We start from the raw sequence: 15,342 nt of genomic DNA on the forward strand, positions 1-15,342 counted from the left end.
CACTCCGCAGCACGTCACATCAGCGACGTCCGGAGAAGATCGACTGCTCCTGGTTGGCGTGTGCTCTGGACGCGGCTGCATTTGCCTTGATCGTTATAGGAACTGAACCCACAAGTACCGCGCCGTAGCCCAGCGCAAAGACGATCATGGTGACGGCTGGCGGATTTTCTTGTTGCCACACGAATCCCGAAAGTACGAGTGCCGCTCCAAAAATGAGCGACGCAATCCCCACCGTGCGCATGAGCGGCGCCGCGGCACGATGCGCAGCGTCCCAAGCAGCATCGGAAGCTTGAGTCTTTCTGGTGCGAATTCCGATCGCACCATTGCGCCCGATCAGCCCGAGCGCACCCTGTTTGGCGATCATGAGATGAAAACCTCCGATCATGAAAAGACCCAGGCCTCCCAGAATACCCATGAGATTCATGGACTTACCCGCTTTCTGCTCGGACCGGGTCTCTGCAAGATCAGTGCTCTGCCGCTCGGCCTCTCCGGTTACGGCGCACACGACGCACAACCCACCAGATCAGGAAGGCCAGAACGGCGATAACCACGATGCGGGAGAAGACGCCGGCGTACTGCTCCGCAATATGCCAATTCTCGCCGAGGAAGTACCCCGCGACCACGAAAATAGTGTTCCAGATCAAAGACCCCGCCGCACTCAGTACAACGAAGAGCGGGAAAGACATGCGTTCGATACCGGCGGGGATGGAAATCAATGACCTGAAGATCGGCACCATCCTGCCAAAGAACACGGTGGCTTTACCGTGCCGCTCGAACCAGGCTTCGGTGCGATCCAGATCCTCGAGATCGACCAGGGGCATCTTGTCCACAATGACGCGCAGCCGACGGCGGCCCAGTGCAACACCGATCCAGTACAGGGCAATGGCGCCGACAACCGAGCCCAGGGTGGTCCAGAAAATCGCTCCCGCCAGGGAGAAGTTGCCCTGACTCGCGGTGAATCCGGCCAGCGGAAGGATGACCTCGGAGGGCAGCGGAGGGAACAGGTTCTCAAGCGCTACCAGCAAACCGGCACCCGGGGCGCCGATGGCCTCCATGACGTCGACCACCCACCCCGCAAGACCATCAAGTTCAGTACCACCGGCTGCTTGGGCAGGCAGAAGGACAGAGGCAAAGGGCATTGTGGATTCACTTTGTGTGGGGTTCGGGAACGCTCCCATGATACGCGAGGGTGCTAGGAGCTTCCCCGAAATGCCTGGCGGACAAGTGCGGACGATCGAGCAGGCACAATGGGTTCATGAGACTTTGGTCATTGGATCCCGCGCTGCTGGACCGCCGCGCGTTGGTCGCCGGCTGGCGGGAAACCCTTCTGGCCCAGAAGGTCCTACGAGGTGAGACCAAGGGATATACCCGCCACCCTCAGCTTGAGCGCTTCCGGGACCGGTCGGATCCTCTCCAGTCAGTTGCGGATTATCTGCACGCAATTGCGGACGAGGCAGATCGACGCGGGTACTCCTTTGACCGCGGCCGCGTCTCACGTGCTCGTTCCGCCGACCCGGACATCATCTCTGTGACTTCTGGGCAACTCGACTACGAGCTCACCTTTCTGCGAAACAAAGTCGAGGGCCGTGACCCTGAGTGGGGTCGCGCGCACCTGGACGACACCACGATTGCCGAGCCGCATCCGCTCTTTGCCGTGGTCGATGGACCCGTTGAGAGGTGGGAGCGCGTCAAGCCACGGGACGAATAGTGCCGCAGTGAGCGAACTCCGCCGGCCTCGCCGGGACAACCGTTGATGACCCACGTAAAGTCGCAGGTAATCCCTTTCCCCGGCTTGGAGACTCATGAAGTGCAGCGTGGTCATCCCCACACGCAACGATTCCGGGCACCTACATCGGTGCCTGCGTGCCTTGAGCCGTCAGACCCGCCTTCCGGATCAAATCATCGTGGTGGATAACGGCTCCACGGACGACATCGCCGCAGTCCTCGGTGAATTCCCCGAGGTCACGTGTTTCCGCGAAGACATCCCCGGTGTGGCATACGCGGTCCGCTCGGGGTACGACGCCGCTCGGCATCCCGTGATCCTGCGCTGCGACGCGGACAGCATTCCCTCACCGCAGTGGGTTGAGCGCATGATGACAACCATGGAGCGCTGCGCCTCCTCCACTGGGGCAAACCAAGTGGTCGCAGTGTCAGGGATCGCTCGGTTCGGACCCCGGTACCCCGCGCTGGGGAGATTGGCGGGGGCCCTGTACTCGTATACGTACCGTCTCGTGGCTGGGTTAGCACTGGGCCACGTGGCGCTGTGGGGGTCCAACATGGCCATGACCGCTGCGTGGTGGCATTCGGTTCGGGACCGAGTCCATTTGTCGGCGGACATCCATGACGACTACGACCTCAGTTTCCAGCTGGGCCCGAACCAGACAATCCGGTTGGATCATCGCAACGTGATGTTGGTGTCCTGGCGGGCGGCCGCCTCACCCTCCCGAATCGTGCGACAACTTCGCATGGCGCGCAGCACCATGAAAACCAACTGGGCGATCCAAAAACCATGGGCTCGGATGCGAGACCGGTGGAGCGCCTCGAGTGGCTGATCGGCGACCCGTGGGCGAATATGGCGCCTCAAGTATGTGCTTCTCGGCCCTGCTCTTTGCCCTGCTGTACAGCATTCAAGAGCGGTGGATCGATGTTGCCGTCCTGCTCCTGGCCGGGCTCGGCCAGGTGGTGGCCTTTCTCTGCTTCCGTAACGGGTACGCGCGGGGCGTGTCCAGTTTGGTGATGCTGATTGCCGGGGTGAGTGCCGCGGAACAGCTCTACATCAGAATCTCGTGGTGGGATCTTTTGATCCACTTCATCTGCATGTACGTGCTGGTATTGATCGTCTGGAATCTCGTGCTCCACCGCGCCCCGAGTCGGGGTGCCCTCCCCACTCGCTGGAGGATTCTGATGGGCTCAGGCATTGGCCTGGTGCTGGCTTTGGTGTGGGAGCTCATGGAGCTCGTTGGGTTCCTGTTCGTGACCCCGGACATCCATATTCCCCCGCTCGACACCCTCAGTGACGTGGCCGTTGGGGTCCTGGGTGCTTCCCTGGCGGGACTTCACAGGAAATCTCTTTAAGAAAGAAGGCGGCAACCGTGAAACCTCACCCGGTGCAGCGATCGCCGCTTTGAACCCCGGAAAGTAAAAACGTGGGGCACCCTCGGTGGGTGCCCCACGCAGCGTCGTCGTCCTGGAACAAACTATGCGGAGATCTCGACGAGCACTTTGCCCTTGGAGCGCCTGGACTCCAGCTGTTCGAAGGCGTCCCTGAACTGGTCGAATGGATATCGACTGTCGATTGTGGCCCGCAGTTCACCCTGATCCACCAGCGAGGCCAGCTTGGTCAGGCCCGCGCCGTCCGGGTGCATGAGAAAGAATTCGTACGTTACCCCGGCCTTCTTGGCCAAACGGCGCATCCTAAAGCTCAGTAGCTCCTCGACGCCTCGCACCAGCGCGGCCTTGGACCTGGAAAGGTCTGTGTCTCCGGCCAGACTTCCGGGGGTGGGCGGACCAGCAATGCTCACCACGGCTCCCCCGCGCTCCACAGCGGCCATCAGATCAGTCACGGTGTCACCGCCCACCAGGTCCAGGACCTTGGTGAAACGCTCGACGCCGTCGGATATTTTCCGTTCACGATAGTTGATAACGTGGTCCGCCCCGGCCTCGCGCACCAGCTTTTCACCCGCCGACGACGCCGTGGTTGTTACGTGCGCGCCCTTCAGCTTGGCCAGTTGGATGGCCAGAAGCCCCACACCGCCGGCCCCACCGGTGATCAGCAGGTGTTCGCCCGCCTGAAGGCCGAGGTGCTCCGGACCCAGGGCCTGCTGGGCAGTCAGGCCCGCCAACGGGATGGCTGCGGCATCCGACAGTGGGATGTTCTGGGGTGCTCGTGCCACGAAATCCTGGTCCACCGCGACGTAATCGGCCAGAGCACTCAATTGTTCCGAACCGGTGCGGGTCATGACATGGTCACCCGGTTGAAATTCGCGGACGAGCGAACCAACAGATTCGACCACTCCGCTCAATTCGTTGCCTGCGATCTTTGGGAACGTGTAGGGGTGCGCCAGCCTGAAAGTTCCCTGCCGCTGCAGTGCGTCCACGGGATTCAACCCGGCGGTGACCGCGCGGATCAGAACCTGATTCGCTTCCGGGACCGGTTGCGGCAAGTCTTGTAGTTTCATGACATCTGGGCCGCCGTACTTGGAAAAACTGATCGCGCGCATGACTTCTCCACTCAATGGTTAGGGGTTAAGACCCTATATGGGTGCGCAAGGGCTGGTGAGGGCTTGCGCTGAGCGCATATGGAACCCGCGTGCGAATCATGACAACTGTCAGTAGCGCCGCCCGCCAGTGGTTGGGACACTCAAGTCATGAAACGGCAAACTCTGGCTTTCATTGCCCTGGTCATCACCATTCTCTACGGGGCGGGCTTTGCAGCCTTTGACACCTCCCAGGCCTATGCGGCCCTGGGCGGTGCCATTGTGGCCATCTCGTGGATTGCGGTGGGCGTGTTCGGTCGGGACACTCCACGAGAATCCCACCGTCCATTCGACAACTGACCGATCCCTACTTCGCGCCCGTGTCCGAAAACCGCTAGTCCCACGTCCGGAAGCATGTCACTGTGGTGACATGAACTTTCAGGACATGAGCTTTGACCAGCGGTACCGCGCCGTTCAATCGCGCGATCGCCGCTTTGACGGTCAGTTCGTCCTGGGCGTGAAAACAACCGGGATCTACTGCCGTCCCAGTTGCCCGGCGCGCACCCCTAAACCCGAAAACGTGCAGTTCTTCCGGGCGAGCGCCGCCGCCCATGCCGCGGGGTTCCGGGCATGCAAACGCTGCTTACCCGAGGCTGTCCCCGGCTCACCGGAGTGGAACCTTCACGGGGACGTGGCCGGTCGGGCGATGCGACTGATCAACGATGGTGTGATCGACCAGCAGGGCGTTTCGGGCCTAGCGCAGCAACTCGGTTATTCGACCCGCCACCTCACCCGCATCCTCCGCGAGGAAACGGGCGCCGGACCGCTCGCGCTCGCCCGGGCCCACCGCGCCCAAACGGCCCGGGTGCTCCTCACGCAAACGGCCCTGCCGATTTCGGAGATCGCGTTCTCGGCAGGGTTCAGTAGTATCCGCCAGTTCAACGACACTATCCGCGAGGTGTACGACCTCTCTCCACAGCAGGTCCGGGCGCACGGTCACCGCACTGCACAGACCGACACCGCCATGGTGGACATCGGCTTGAGCTATCGGGAGCCCATCGACCTGCCGGGCCTGTTTGCCTGGTTTGCAGCGCGCGCCATTTCCGGCCTCGAACACGCGGATGCTTGGTCCTACGCGCGGGCCGTCAACCTGCCCGGCGGGCCCGCGTGGTTCAGGGTTTACACCCCGCCCGATTCGCGCAGCGACCTACGCCTACAAGCCCGGGTCACCGAGATGCAGGACCTTCCCATTCTCATGGCTCGCGTTCGCCGGCTCTTCGATCTCGACGCCGATCCGGTCGCCGTGGACACGGTCCTCACCTCCCTGCCCGCCATCCGTCCGCTCGTGGCAGCGGTGCCTGGGATTCGTGTGGCCGGCTGCATGGACCCGCATGAACTCTTGGTCCGCACCATGATCGGCCAGCAGATCTCGGTCCCTGCCGCGCGCACAATCCTCACCCGAATCACCACCGGATTGGGCGAGCCCGCGCCCGAGTTCGCGCTCGGGCTCACCCACATGTTTCCCACCATGGAGGCCATTGCGGAGCGGGGCAGCACCGTCTTGCGGGGCCCGAAAGCCCGCCGGAACGCCGTCGGCAATGCGGCCGGAACCATGGCCACGGGACAGCTGCGCCTCGGGCTCGGCGACGATCCCACCGAACAGCGCAAGGCCTTACTCGCGTTGAAAGGCGTGGGCCCCTGGACCGCCGACTATGTGCGCATGCGCGTCACCGGCGATCCGGACGTGTTCCTGATCGACGACGGCGCCCTGCGCGCCGGAGCTCGCCGGGCCGGTTTGCCCGCGGACACGTCCGACCTACTCGCCTGGTCGACCCACTCCTCGCCGTGGCGCAGTTATCTGACCACCCACCTGTGGAGGGCGCCCACCGTGCCCGCACAGCCGCCCGAAGGAGACCCCTCGTGACCGCCACATTCCAGACACTGAACACGCCGGACGGGCCGTTCACCGTGATCACCAACGAGGCGGGGAAGGTCATTGCCTCCGGGTGGACCCCGTCCGTGGAAGACACCGCCTCGCGGATCCGTCCTGTCCATCGCCCGGACGACATTGCGGAAGGGCCCGGGGATGCGGCGTCCGCCGTGGAGGCCTTCTACGCGGGGGATGTGCACGCCGTCGAGACTGTGGAGGTAGAACTGCACGGCACCGACGGTCAGCTCGCCGGGTGGAAAGCGCTGCGCCGGATCGAGCCCGGACAGCCACTGAATTACTCACAGTTCGCGCGTGCCCTGGGGAGTCCGTCAGCCGTGCGCGCGGCGGCGTCCATTTGCGCGCGCAATCCCGTAGCCCTGTTCGTGCCCTGCCACCGCGTGCTACGCACGGACGGTTCTCTGGGCGGCTTCGCATGGGGGCTCGACATCAAACAGAGCCTGTTGGACCGTGAGGCAAACGCCTGACGTACTCCGTTATGGCTCAGACGGCGCGCTTCCCGCAGCCCGCAGCAGTTTCTCCCCCAGCGCCGCTACCGCAACGCGAACCTCTGAGTCCTCGATCACCGTGAACTCGCAGGGCAGCAGGATCAGCCACTCCGAGGCCTGCTGGGGACTGTCCGCGCCGGTGATGAATTCGCAGACCCCAGGTTCGATTTCTCGCAGTTCGCTGCTTCCCCAGCGCATGTACTCCGGCGCGTCCTCCGCCGCCGATTCTGCGTGAATGACCACGCGATGCTTATATGCTCCCAATGGCATGGGCTCGCGCAGAGACTCCAGCGCCTCATCTGCATCCGCCCTGCGGTGAAAATTCCAGTCACCCACCCGCACGTCGGCCATGCGATCGAGGCGGAAGGACCGCCAAGCCTCGCGAGCGACGTCGTAGGCGGCCAAGTACCAAACGCGCCCGCGACACGAGACCTGGTGCGGCTCGACCCACCGCTCCGTGAGGGCCCCGTGCCGGTCCACGTAGCTGAAACGAAGCCTGCGCCGCCGCCTGGCAGCGTCCGCGCAATCCGCCAGGACCTGGGGATCCACCGAGGTCGACACCCTGGACACATCTGTGGATGCACGCAGTTCGCGTGCTTTCAGCCGTGCAGCTGGAGGCAAAATGTCGTCAATCTTGGCGAGCGCCCTGGACACGACCTCAGCGTTGGCCACGTGACCCGTGGCCCCGGTGAGCGCGAGATTGACCGCGAGCGCTTCCTCCTTATCGAGCGATAGCGCGGGCAGCGCCTGGCCGCGACGTAACGCGTAACCGCCGCCCTGACCGGGCTCGGCATCCACGGTGTAGCCAAGATTCCGCACGCGGTCGACGTCGCGGCGCAACGTTCGCGGCGTAACGCCCAATTCTGCGGCGAGCTCGGGCCCGGACCACACGGTGCGATGGCCGAGCAAGCTCAGCAGTTTCAGGGCACGCGAGGTCGGATCCGTCACGCACTCAGTGTGACTGCGGACAGGATCTGACCGCAATGGGGTCCACGATGCTCCCACCAATAGTTGAAGCACTCGAGAGAGGCAAGATCATGGGTTTCCTGGTTCCCCAGGCACACGGCGAAAAGGACGTTCTGATCACCAATGTCCTTCATCAGCTCGCGCAGGTGCGCACCAGCGTCTACGGACTCAGCAACGAGCAGGCGCATTCCGCGCCAACGGCGTCGTCGCTGAATCTCACGGGTTTGTTGCGGCACTGCGCGCTGGTGGCCGCGGGGTGGTCCACTATGGCCGCACAGCAGATCAACATGCCGGATGTCCCGGGGGACATTGGTGAAGACATGGATATGGAGGATTGCGTGGCCCACCCCGCCACGGTGGATGAGACACTCGAGTTCTTCGATCGCTGCGTGACGTACGCATCCGGGCAAATGGAGTCCATTGCCGATCTGAGCGCTCCCATGCCCATTCCGGACGCACCGTGGTTCCCGCCCGAGCTCGAATTCTGGGAGGCGCGCTGGGCATTGACCCACGTCATTGGTGAACTCGCGCGCCACGCTGGGCACGCGGACGTCATCCGCGAGTCGATCGACGGCAAAGGTTCCTACGAGTTGAACGATTTGGTGGACGGGTTGGACCCGAATCGGGAGTGGTGATGCGTGTTGGTAGAGCCACCGGCCGGACGTCTTTTCATAATTCGGAAATCATAATTAACATTCCGGAAAGATAGAGTGTTGTCCGGCAAAGTCCCACACGGCTACGCTCAACAGCACAACCGCCACGGCGAGTCCTTTGACAAGGCTGTCTACCGGGCACGAATCAAGTCACAGCGCGAGCCGCAAGGCGGGTACGTGGACCCGTGCATTCCGGGTCTCGTACGCTTTGCGGGCTGCCTCCGCACCGACAAGCCGAACCCCGTGATCCGGAGAGCCTCGTGAAAAACCGACATGCGTCAGCCGCTACCACCGCCCCGCAGCGCCCCGAGGACGAGTACCTGGGCATCGGGCGGTCACTGGCCTATGGCCTCCAGCACGTCTTGACGATGTACGGCGGTGTGGTTGCGGTGCCACTGATTATCGGAACCGCCGCCGGTCTGGACGCCGCCGGAACAGGCATCCTGGTGGCGGCCGCGCTATTCATCGGTGGCCTGGCCACCATCCTGCAGAGCATCGGTGTTCCCTTCCTGGGTGCCCAACTGCCACTGGTGCAGGGTGTGTCCTTCACGGGCGTAGCCACCACGCTGGCCGTCCTGCAGGGCACACCCGGCGAAGAAGGCCTCCGCATCATCTTCGGGGCGGTGCTGGTCGCTTCCGCGCTCGGTTTCATCCTGGCGCCGTTCTTCGCGAAGATCATTCGGTTCTTCCCACCGGTCGTCTCCGGAGTGGTCATCACAACCATTGGTCTAACGCTGATGCCCGTGGCCGCGGGATGGTCCCTGGGGTCCGAAGGCGATCCGTCTCACGGCTCCGTGGCCAACGTCGGTCTGGCCGCGTTCACTCTCTTGGTGGTCCTGGTGCTCTCCAAAGTGGGTTCGGCCGGGATCTCACGCTTGTCTATCCTGCTGGCCATCGTGATCGGCACGGCCGTGGCGGCCCTGCTGGGCCGCGCACACTTCTCCGGCGTGGGTGAAGGACCCGTGATCGGCTTGCCAACCCCCTTCGAATCCGGCGCGCCGCTGTTCGTTGCATCGGCCGTCCTGGGCATGCTCATCGTGATCATCGTTACGATGACCGAAACCACCGCGGACATCGTGGCCGTGGGGGAAATCGCCCAAACCGGTGTGGACTCCAAACGCATCGCCAACGGTCTGCGCGCGGACATGCTGTCATCCACGGTGGCCCCGCTGTTCAACACCTTCACACAAACGGCCTTCGCGCAGAACGTGGGTCTGGTGGCGATCACGGGCATCCGCAGCCGCTTCGTCGTGGCCGGGGCCGGGGTGATCATGGTGGTGCTGGGGCTGCTGCCCGTGCTCGGACGCGTGGTGGCGGCCGTCCCCTCGCCCGTGCTGGGAGGTGCGGGCATCGTGCTGTTCGGGACCGTGGCGGCGTCGGGAATCCGCACCCTGACCGGCGTGGATTACCGGTCGGGTCTCAACCTGATGATCGTGGCCGTCTCGCTGGCCATGGGCCTGATCCCGGTGGTCTCGCCCACTTTCTATGATCAGTTCCCGTCCTGGGTCCAGGTGGTTCTGGGATCCGGAATCAGTGCCGCCGCGCTCACCGCCGTATTGCTCAACATCCTGTTCAACGAGCTCACCTTCGGGTCACGCCCCGGCGCGTCCACCTTTGCCGCGTACCCGCCGCGCGTGTTGCCCAAATCCGTACTCCAGGGACTCCGAGAAGGGGACACCCTGGTCAATGGGCGCCTGATCAGCGCGGACGGCCATGAAATCGCCGCGGTCGATGACCACCTGGCGGACGAGGTCCGTCGTCGCGTGGAGACCGGCGAACTCACGGACACCGGTCAAATCCGCAGGATTTACAAAAACGACTCCCGGTGATTTTGCGACCACCGCGCCGCACAACGATTGAAAGTGAGCATCATGACTCCGACATCCAACGCATCGGCCCCGGATGAGGCGACCATTCAAAAATACCTGCGGACCGCCATTGAAGCGGCCGCGCAGAACGCCTCCGTTGACGGCGGGCCCTTCGGGGCGGTGGTCGTCACCGCGGACGGCCAGCATTTCACGGCCGTCAACCGCGTGACCGCCGACCACGACCCCACCGCCCACGCCGAAGTCTGCGCCATCCGGGCCGCGTGCAAGGCGCTGGGCACGCACGATCTGTCCGGCGCGGTGCTCTACACCAGTTGCGAACCATGCCCCATGTGCCTCTCATCCTCCCTGTGGGCGCGCCTGGACGCGGTCTACTTCGCGGCCGATCGTCACGACGCCGCGGAGGGCGGTTTCGACGACGCCGTGTTCTACGAGTTCTTCACGGCCACCCCCGCCGAACGCGACAGGTTGGTTCCCGTCCGCCACATCGCAGTGGATAACCGCAAGGCGCCGTTCGAAGCGTGGGCGGCAAACCCGGTGCGGGCCGAGTACTGACCATCGCCCTCTTGATCGTGGCGGTGTCTGAGCATGGGCGGACACTAGAGGTCCACACATAGCTTCTTTTGGAGGTTTGACCCCATGTTCATCTTCAACACAGCCACCACGGCCAATGGATTCCTGGCCGATTCCCATGACTCACTTGAATGGCTGTTCCAGGTCAAGAGCGAGGCTCCGGACATGGAGCCTTTCACCCGGACCGTCTCCGTGTTCGTAATGGGTTCGTCAACCTATGAATGGTTGCTCAACACCGAGAACATGCTCAAGCACCCCGAGAAATGGACCGGATTCTTCGGGGAGCGACCCAGCTACGTATTCACGAGCCGTGATCTTCCCGCGCCTCCCGGTGCGGATGTCCGGTTCCTGAACAGCTCCGTCCCCGAGGCGCTTCCCACGATCACGGAAACCGCCGGCCACGGCACTGTATGGGTCATGGGCGGTGGGGACCTGGTCGGCCAGTTCTTGGACGCCGGCGCTCTCGATCGCATCATCATGACGCTCGCGCCGGCATTCCTCGACAGTGGAAAACCACTCCTTCCGCGCACCGTGTATCCCAACCGTTTAACCCTCAAGGGTGCGCGGACAGTCGGCCAGTTCGTGGAAATCACGTACGACGTCGTGGGGTCGAGTCCCGGCGCATAGCCACCGCTCGCCCTACGCAGAAGATGTTCGTGTATCACCTCATGGATGACGACCCTCACGGTTTCGATCCCGCGGACTATGTGATGCCACAAGATGTTGCCCGGTACTTCACGCACCCAGGTTGGCACATCCTGGTCGACGATGTCCGCGAGCGCCACGTGTCCGGTGCCGCCGGGGCACATCATTCACTGGACCGGTGATTGTGGCTCGCAAGCCGGAATAGATTTTGAACTCGACTCCAACAGCAAGCCGCCACACCGGTCCCGCCAAGAACCACGAGAGTGCTCATGGCGGGACCATGGCAGCGTCGACCAGAATTAGTTCTCCGTGGCCGGGTCCACGTCCTTGTTGTCCGTCATGGCACCAACGCCCTCGTCTGCGGGCTCGGCGTCTGCCTCAGTCCGGCTGCTCAGTTCTTCTCGTTCTTCCTCGGGGCTCATCTTGATTGAATCTTCACCCGGCTTGCCGTTGTTCTGTGCCTGCATGGTGCCTACCTTTCAGTGTCCGTATCCCTGGGAGAGATCCTCTTCCCCCGTTTGACCTTCGTAGAATTCCCGCTGCTCCTCCGAGTCAGCCTGGGCTGCAGCCTTATCCCGTTGCTCCTGGGCATCAACCTGGTTGACCGAATCCGGGTCCTCGTTGCGTCCTACCTCACTCATGGATACTCCTCCAGCTAGCGTTTTGACGTCTGTGAACCGTGTATCCCAACTGAGGATCCTCTCCCATAAGGGTGCTGTCAATCACTTAGCGGCAGGAACACGTGGTGACTCGGAGAAACAGGAAGGTGCACTCTCATCTGGACCCCTTGGCAAGAACGCGGTGCCGATCTACGATTCAAAGTGTTGAGATTTTTTTAATATCAGCACCCATACCAATGCCGGAGTCACCCACTCCGACAACCGGGTGGACCCCCGTCCGGGGGCTACCGCAACACCAAGCAGATCGAGGCAAATTCATGATCATGAAAACGCTGCACGACGTCGGGATTCGCTCAGAGCACGCATACGCCGCAGGTTTGGGAACCATTGGCCTGTCTTTCCTCTCGTGGGGGATTTCCCGCGTGAAGCCCGATGACTCCAAGGCCCAGTCGGATCGATGGGGTATTTTCATCGGCCATTGGACGCCCACCTTCATGACGGTCGGGCTCGCCCTGGCTCAGTACGAGCAGAGCCAGTCCAAGAAGTAATCAACAACGCCAGATTCTCCTAGCGCCATGAGATGGCCCTCGCCCCGGTTCACATCGGAGTGGGGGCCATCCTCCGTCTTGTGATGTTCCACAGCGCAAGCATCCAGATCACGACCACCAGGGCGGGGTCGAGCCAGGAAGCTCGGGGCCATGCGGCGTCGTCAAGAATTGCGGGATCCATGATGTCCTGAGTGAGAACCGCGGCGCTGAGGAATACCGAGAAGGCAAAGGTGACTCCGAGACCCGCAAGGCGCATGGGCGTGGTCAGCCCTGGGGTATGGACTTTCCACACCTCAGCGCAAGAAACACAATGAACACCAGCGCCCCGGCAGCCTGGGTGAGGTGGCCATGAGATGTGCATGACTTCCGGTTGTGGCTGTGGACGCCCCGCACGCGGATCGGCTCCGCATGTACCAATCGGGCCACTTGCTCCGGTGGCAGCACACGTTCGAGAACCGCGAACAGTGCTGTCAGGATCGCCACGGTGAGCATCGCTGCCACGACGGCTTTCGCCGCCGTGATCACGATCAAAGCCCCGATGACGGGCGTAGGTTCGGTGGCCAGGTACACCGCCGCGTTCACCACGGCTGCGCCAACCAGCACCGTGGGAAGCATCCACCGCGTGAGCCCGGTGAAGGCGGGATACAGCTGGGGGCCAATGAGATATTGCGGAGAATCGGATAGTGCACTCATCACGAATCATCCCTAACGGATGCGCGGGGTCGGCCCCTTGCGAACGGAGCTGACCGCTTGGTCGAATTTTAGACCTATCGGTCTAATTGAACAATGGTTGGTCTCTTCGGGTGAATGTGACATGGATCGTCCCGCTCTCGGCCACCTGCGACGCCACGCTGTGGGTGAGTTCCAGTCCCTGAAGTCCGTCATACAGCTGAGTTCCTCTACCGAGGACGATCGGTGCGACCATGAGGTGCAACTGGTCCACCAGGCCGGCGCGCAGGAATTCCCGGGCGGTGCGGATTCCCCCGCCAATACGTACGTCCAGCCCGTGTGCGGCCTCGGTCGCTTCGGCGAGAACGTCCTGAACGGTCACATTCCGGAAGTGGAAAGTTGTGCCTCCCGCCATTGGAATGGGAGATCGGGGCACGGAATGAGTGAGTACATACACCGGTGTGCCGAAGGGTGGCTCGTCTCCCCACCAACCCTTCCAGTCCGGATCCTCAGGAAATGAGTGCAGGCCGAACATGGCGGCACCCATGATCTCGGAACCGATGCCCTTGACGTTTTCGGCTGCGTAATAGTCATCAAGGCCACCGGTACCCGCGCCGCTGGTATCGCCGAAAACTAACCTGCGGAACGTGCGAGTTTTGGAATAGGCCTCCGTGAGACGCTCCCAGTCCACACCCATCGGATTCTCGGGCGAACTACCGGTGGTCGAGGCGTATCCATCCAGCGAAATGAACAAGCTCATACGAACACGAGTCATAACGGGTCTCCTTTGATATGTCATGGATCGACCGGCTGCCCGCTCACACGAGCATCAGAAGCATTCCGGCCCCGAGGGTCAGATCCAGGGCGGCGCACCATTCGGCGAGCGACCGCGACACGACCGCGTACGGCGGCGAACACCGTCAGTTCGAGGGCGACATTCTCGGACAGCAACCGGATGGCAACAATGACGACTACGAGGGCCCCCAGAACGGGCCGGGGCGCCATTGGCGTCTCTGAACGCTGAGCGGTGACGGTATGCGTGTTCATGCTTGGAGGTTAGGAGCGTGCGCACGGTATCCGACCGGTAGCTCTTATATCCCGTCCGGAATCCTGGGATACTCGTCCTACCGCTTCGGACGGGGGAATCTGATGGCCGCTCGAAAGACCGCAGTAATCGCCTACGACCACACCGAACTTCTGGACGTCGCCTGCATCACCACACCCTTGTACCTGGCCAACCTCATCGGACGGTTGAGTGATCCGTATCAGGTGCAGGTCGTCAGCCTTCACGGGGCACCCATCAGGTGCGATACCGGCCTGACGTTGCAGGCGCACGGCGCCGTCGAGCATCTGCTGGGCCCCCTCGACACTCTGATCGTGGCCGGTGGCGTGGGGCATTTGCGCGCCGCTGACAGTGAGCCGCTGCTGCGGCACGTGCGGAGGCTGGCGGATGCAAGCCGTCGGGTCGCCTCAGTCTGCACGGGCGCCACCATCCTGGCCGCGGCCGGCCTCTTGGACGGCAAGCGCGCTACCACCCACTGGCGATTCGCCGCCGACCTGGTCCGCAAGTTTCCGCGGGTCACGGTGGATCCCGATCCCATTTTCATCCGCGACGGCTCGGTGGCCACCGCGGCCGGGGTCACCAGCGCGCTGGATCTGACGCTGGCCTTCATCGAGGAGGACCACGGCGTGGGGCTCGCGAGCCAGGTCTCCCGTGACCTTGTCACCTACCTGCAGCGGCCGGGTAACCAGGCGCAAATGAGCATGTTCACGGTCACGTCCGGCGAGGGCAGTGAGATCGTCCACGCGGCGGTCGCCTTCATCACCGCTCATCTGGACGACGATCTCACCATCACTGCCGTCGCCGATCACGTGGGTGTGAGCCCACGGCACCTTGCCCGACTTTTCGATGCGCGCCTGGGCGATTCGCCGGCCCGTTTTGTGCGTCGGATACGTAACGACGCCGCCGCAAGACTTCTCGACGCCAGCGCCCTACCCCTTTCCGACATCGCGCGCCGCTGCGGTTTCGGGTCCGTGGAAGCACTCCGCCAGAGTTTCGTGAGTCAGTACGAGACCTCGCCCAGTGCGTATCGGGATCGGGTCGGCCGTCCAGTCTCGCAAAGCGGATGGAGCGCTGAGACGAATGACCCAGGATTCTGGACGAGCCAGCGGGCTACCGCCCGGTCACCGGATGCACGGATCTAATCTTC

General features: G+C 63.0%; 22 protein-coding genes. 13 read left to right on the top strand and 9 right to left on the bottom strand.

Going from position 1 to position 15,342, the window contains the following annotated elements:
- Nucleotides 1-19: 19 nt before the first annotated feature.
- Both ABEA06_RS02490 and ABEA06_RS02495 read right to left on the bottom strand, forming a co-directional pair.
- The gene (locus ABEA06_RS02490) at nucleotides 20-424 is read right to left on the bottom strand and encodes an SdpI family protein (protein ID WP_345310461.1); all 405 of its coding nucleotides are present in this window, start codon (nucleotides 422-424) and stop codon (nucleotides 20-22) included.
- Between the two features lie 40 nt (nucleotides 425-464).
- A complete protein-coding gene (locus tag ABEA06_RS02495) occupies nucleotides 465-1,139 on the bottom strand; it encodes a DedA family protein (protein WP_345310462.1) in 675 nt (224 codons plus the stop codon).
- A 116-nt stretch (nucleotides 1,140-1,255) separates the two neighbouring features.
- Here ABEA06_RS02495 and ABEA06_RS02500 point away from each other — a divergent pair, with 116 nt between their 5' ends.
- From ABEA06_RS02500 to ABEA06_RS02510, 3 genes are all read left to right on the top strand, one after another.
- Complete coding sequence (locus ABEA06_RS02500; RefSeq protein ID WP_345310463.1) at nucleotides 1,256-1,708, top strand: pyrimidine dimer DNA glycosylase/endonuclease V; 453 nt, start codon at nucleotides 1,256-1,258, stop codon at nucleotides 1,706-1,708.
- A 94-nt stretch (nucleotides 1,709-1,802) separates the two neighbouring features.
- Nucleotides 1,803-2,552 (top strand): glycosyltransferase family A protein, encoded by a 750-nt coding sequence (locus ABEA06_RS02505; RefSeq protein WP_312396820.1) that lies wholly within the window; start codon nucleotides 1,803-1,805, stop codon nucleotides 2,550-2,552.
- Nucleotides 2,545-3,075 carry a hypothetical protein gene (locus ABEA06_RS02510; RefSeq protein WP_345310464.1) on the top strand — a complete coding sequence of 177 codons (531 nt, stop codon included), beginning with the start codon at nucleotides 2,545-2,547 and terminating at the stop codon, nucleotides 3,073-3,075. The genes ABEA06_RS02505 and ABEA06_RS02510 overlap by 8 nt, the downstream gene beginning before the upstream one ends.
- 122 nt (nucleotides 3,076-3,197) lie before the next feature.
- Here the strand turns inward: ABEA06_RS02510 and ABEA06_RS02515 are convergent, their stop codons facing one another.
- Nucleotides 3,198-4,220 carry an NADP-dependent oxidoreductase gene (locus ABEA06_RS02515; RefSeq protein WP_345310465.1) on the bottom strand — a complete coding sequence of 341 codons (1,023 nt, stop codon included), beginning with the start codon at nucleotides 4,218-4,220 and terminating at the stop codon, nucleotides 3,198-3,200.
- A gap of 147 nt (nucleotides 4,221-4,367) precedes the next feature.
- On the opposite strand from ABEA06_RS02515, the gene ABEA06_RS02520 reads away from it, so the two are divergent.
- From ABEA06_RS02520 to ABEA06_RS02530, 3 genes are all read left to right on the top strand, one after another.
- Nucleotides 4,368-4,556, top strand: a complete 189-nt coding sequence (locus tag ABEA06_RS02520; protein ID WP_345310466.1) for a hypothetical protein — start codon at nucleotides 4,368-4,370, stop codon at nucleotides 4,554-4,556.
- 70 nt (nucleotides 4,557-4,626) lie between these two features.
- On the top strand, nucleotides 4,627-6,120 hold the full coding sequence (locus ABEA06_RS02525; protein WP_345310467.1) for an AlkA N-terminal domain-containing protein: 1,494 nt from the start codon (nucleotides 4,627-4,629) through the stop codon (nucleotides 6,118-6,120).
- Nucleotides 6,117-6,611, top strand: a complete 495-nt coding sequence (locus ABEA06_RS02530) for a methylated-DNA--[protein]-cysteine S-methyltransferase (protein ID WP_303383185.1) — start codon at nucleotides 6,117-6,119, stop codon at nucleotides 6,609-6,611. Before ABEA06_RS02525 ends, ABEA06_RS02530 begins: the two co-directional genes overlap by 4 nt.
- A gap of 9 nt (nucleotides 6,612-6,620) precedes the next feature.
- Here ABEA06_RS02530 and ABEA06_RS02535 read toward each other — a convergent pair whose 3' ends face one another.
- The gene (locus ABEA06_RS02535) at nucleotides 6,621-7,580 is read right to left on the bottom strand and encodes a helix-turn-helix transcriptional regulator (RefSeq protein WP_345310468.1); all 960 of its coding nucleotides are present in this window, start codon (nucleotides 7,578-7,580) and stop codon (nucleotides 6,621-6,623) included.
- 35 nt (nucleotides 7,581-7,615) lie between these two features.
- Here ABEA06_RS02535 and ABEA06_RS02540 point away from each other — a divergent pair, with 35 nt between their 5' ends.
- The 5 genes from ABEA06_RS02540 (at nucleotide 7,616) to ABEA06_RS02560 (ending at nucleotide 11,477) form a co-directional block, all read left to right on the top strand.
- Nucleotides 7,616-8,233, top strand: a complete 618-nt coding sequence (locus ABEA06_RS02540; RefSeq protein WP_345310469.1) for a mycothiol transferase — start codon at nucleotides 7,616-7,618, stop codon at nucleotides 8,231-8,233.
- A gap of 278 nt (nucleotides 8,234-8,511) precedes the next feature.
- Nucleotides 8,512-10,080 carry a nucleobase:cation symporter-2 family protein gene (locus tag ABEA06_RS02545; RefSeq protein WP_345310470.1) on the top strand — a complete coding sequence of 523 codons (1,569 nt, stop codon included), beginning with the start codon at nucleotides 8,512-8,514 and terminating at the stop codon, nucleotides 10,078-10,080.
- Between the two features lie 42 nt (nucleotides 10,081-10,122).
- Nucleotides 10,123-10,632: a nucleoside deaminase gene (locus ABEA06_RS02550; protein ID WP_345310471.1), complete on the top strand. Its 510-nt coding sequence runs from the start codon at nucleotides 10,123-10,125 to the stop codon at nucleotides 10,630-10,632.
- Nucleotides 10,633-10,716: 84 nt separating this feature from the next.
- On the top strand, nucleotides 10,717-11,277 hold the full coding sequence (locus tag ABEA06_RS02555) for a dihydrofolate reductase family protein (protein ID WP_345310472.1): 561 nt from the start codon (nucleotides 10,717-10,719) through the stop codon (nucleotides 11,275-11,277).
- A 41-nt stretch (nucleotides 11,278-11,318) separates the two neighbouring features.
- On the top strand, nucleotides 11,319-11,477 hold the full coding sequence (locus tag ABEA06_RS02560) for a hypothetical protein (protein ID WP_345310473.1): 159 nt from the start codon (nucleotides 11,319-11,321) through the stop codon (nucleotides 11,475-11,477).
- Between the two features lie 117 nt (nucleotides 11,478-11,594).
- Here the strand turns inward: ABEA06_RS02560 and ABEA06_RS02565 are convergent, their stop codons facing one another.
- Together ABEA06_RS02565 and ABEA06_RS02570 are read right to left on the bottom strand one after the other, a co-directional pair.
- Nucleotides 11,595-11,762: a hypothetical protein gene (locus tag ABEA06_RS02565; RefSeq protein ID WP_303383178.1), complete on the bottom strand. Its 168-nt coding sequence runs from the start codon at nucleotides 11,760-11,762 to the stop codon at nucleotides 11,595-11,597.
- 12 nt (nucleotides 11,763-11,774) lie between these two features.
- Nucleotides 11,775-11,936, bottom strand: coding sequence for a hypothetical protein (locus ABEA06_RS02570; RefSeq protein WP_303383177.1), 162 nt, complete (start codon nucleotides 11,934-11,936; stop codon nucleotides 11,775-11,777).
- A gap of 302 nt (nucleotides 11,937-12,238) precedes the next feature.
- On the opposite strand from ABEA06_RS02570, the gene ABEA06_RS02575 reads away from it, so the two are divergent.
- Entirely contained in the window at nucleotides 12,239-12,463 is a 225-nt protein-coding gene (locus ABEA06_RS02575) for a hypothetical protein (RefSeq protein WP_303383176.1), read from the top strand.
- Nucleotides 12,464-12,512: 49 nt separating this feature from the next.
- Here the strand turns inward: ABEA06_RS02575 and ABEA06_RS02580 are convergent, their stop codons facing one another.
- The 3 genes from ABEA06_RS02580 to ABEA06_RS02590 all read right to left on the bottom strand — a co-directional run bounded on the left by ABEA06_RS02580 (nucleotide 12,513) and on the right by ABEA06_RS02590 (nucleotide 13,907).
- Complete coding sequence (locus ABEA06_RS02580; protein ID WP_345310474.1) at nucleotides 12,513-12,719, bottom strand: hypothetical protein; 207 nt, start codon at nucleotides 12,717-12,719, stop codon at nucleotides 12,513-12,515.
- A gap of 8 nt (nucleotides 12,720-12,727) precedes the next feature.
- On the bottom strand, nucleotides 12,728-13,156 hold the full coding sequence (locus ABEA06_RS02585; protein WP_345310475.1) for a hypothetical protein: 429 nt from the start codon (nucleotides 13,154-13,156) through the stop codon (nucleotides 12,728-12,730).
- A gap of 82 nt (nucleotides 13,157-13,238) precedes the next feature.
- Nucleotides 13,239-13,907, bottom strand: a complete 669-nt coding sequence (locus tag ABEA06_RS02590; protein WP_345310476.1) for a dihydrofolate reductase family protein — start codon at nucleotides 13,905-13,907, stop codon at nucleotides 13,239-13,241.
- A gap of 374 nt (nucleotides 13,908-14,281) precedes the next feature.
- Here ABEA06_RS02590 and ABEA06_RS02595 point away from each other — a divergent pair, with 374 nt between their 5' ends.
- Nucleotides 14,282-15,337 (top strand): GlxA family transcriptional regulator, encoded by a 1,056-nt coding sequence (locus ABEA06_RS02595; protein WP_345310477.1) that lies wholly within the window; start codon nucleotides 14,282-14,284, stop codon nucleotides 15,335-15,337.
- Nucleotides 15,338-15,342 lie beyond the last annotated feature (5 nt).

The organism is Kocuria gwangalliensis (assembly GCF_039544365.1).
GTDB lineage: Bacteria > Actinomycetota > Actinomycetes > Actinomycetales > Micrococcaceae > Kocuria > Kocuria gwangalliensis.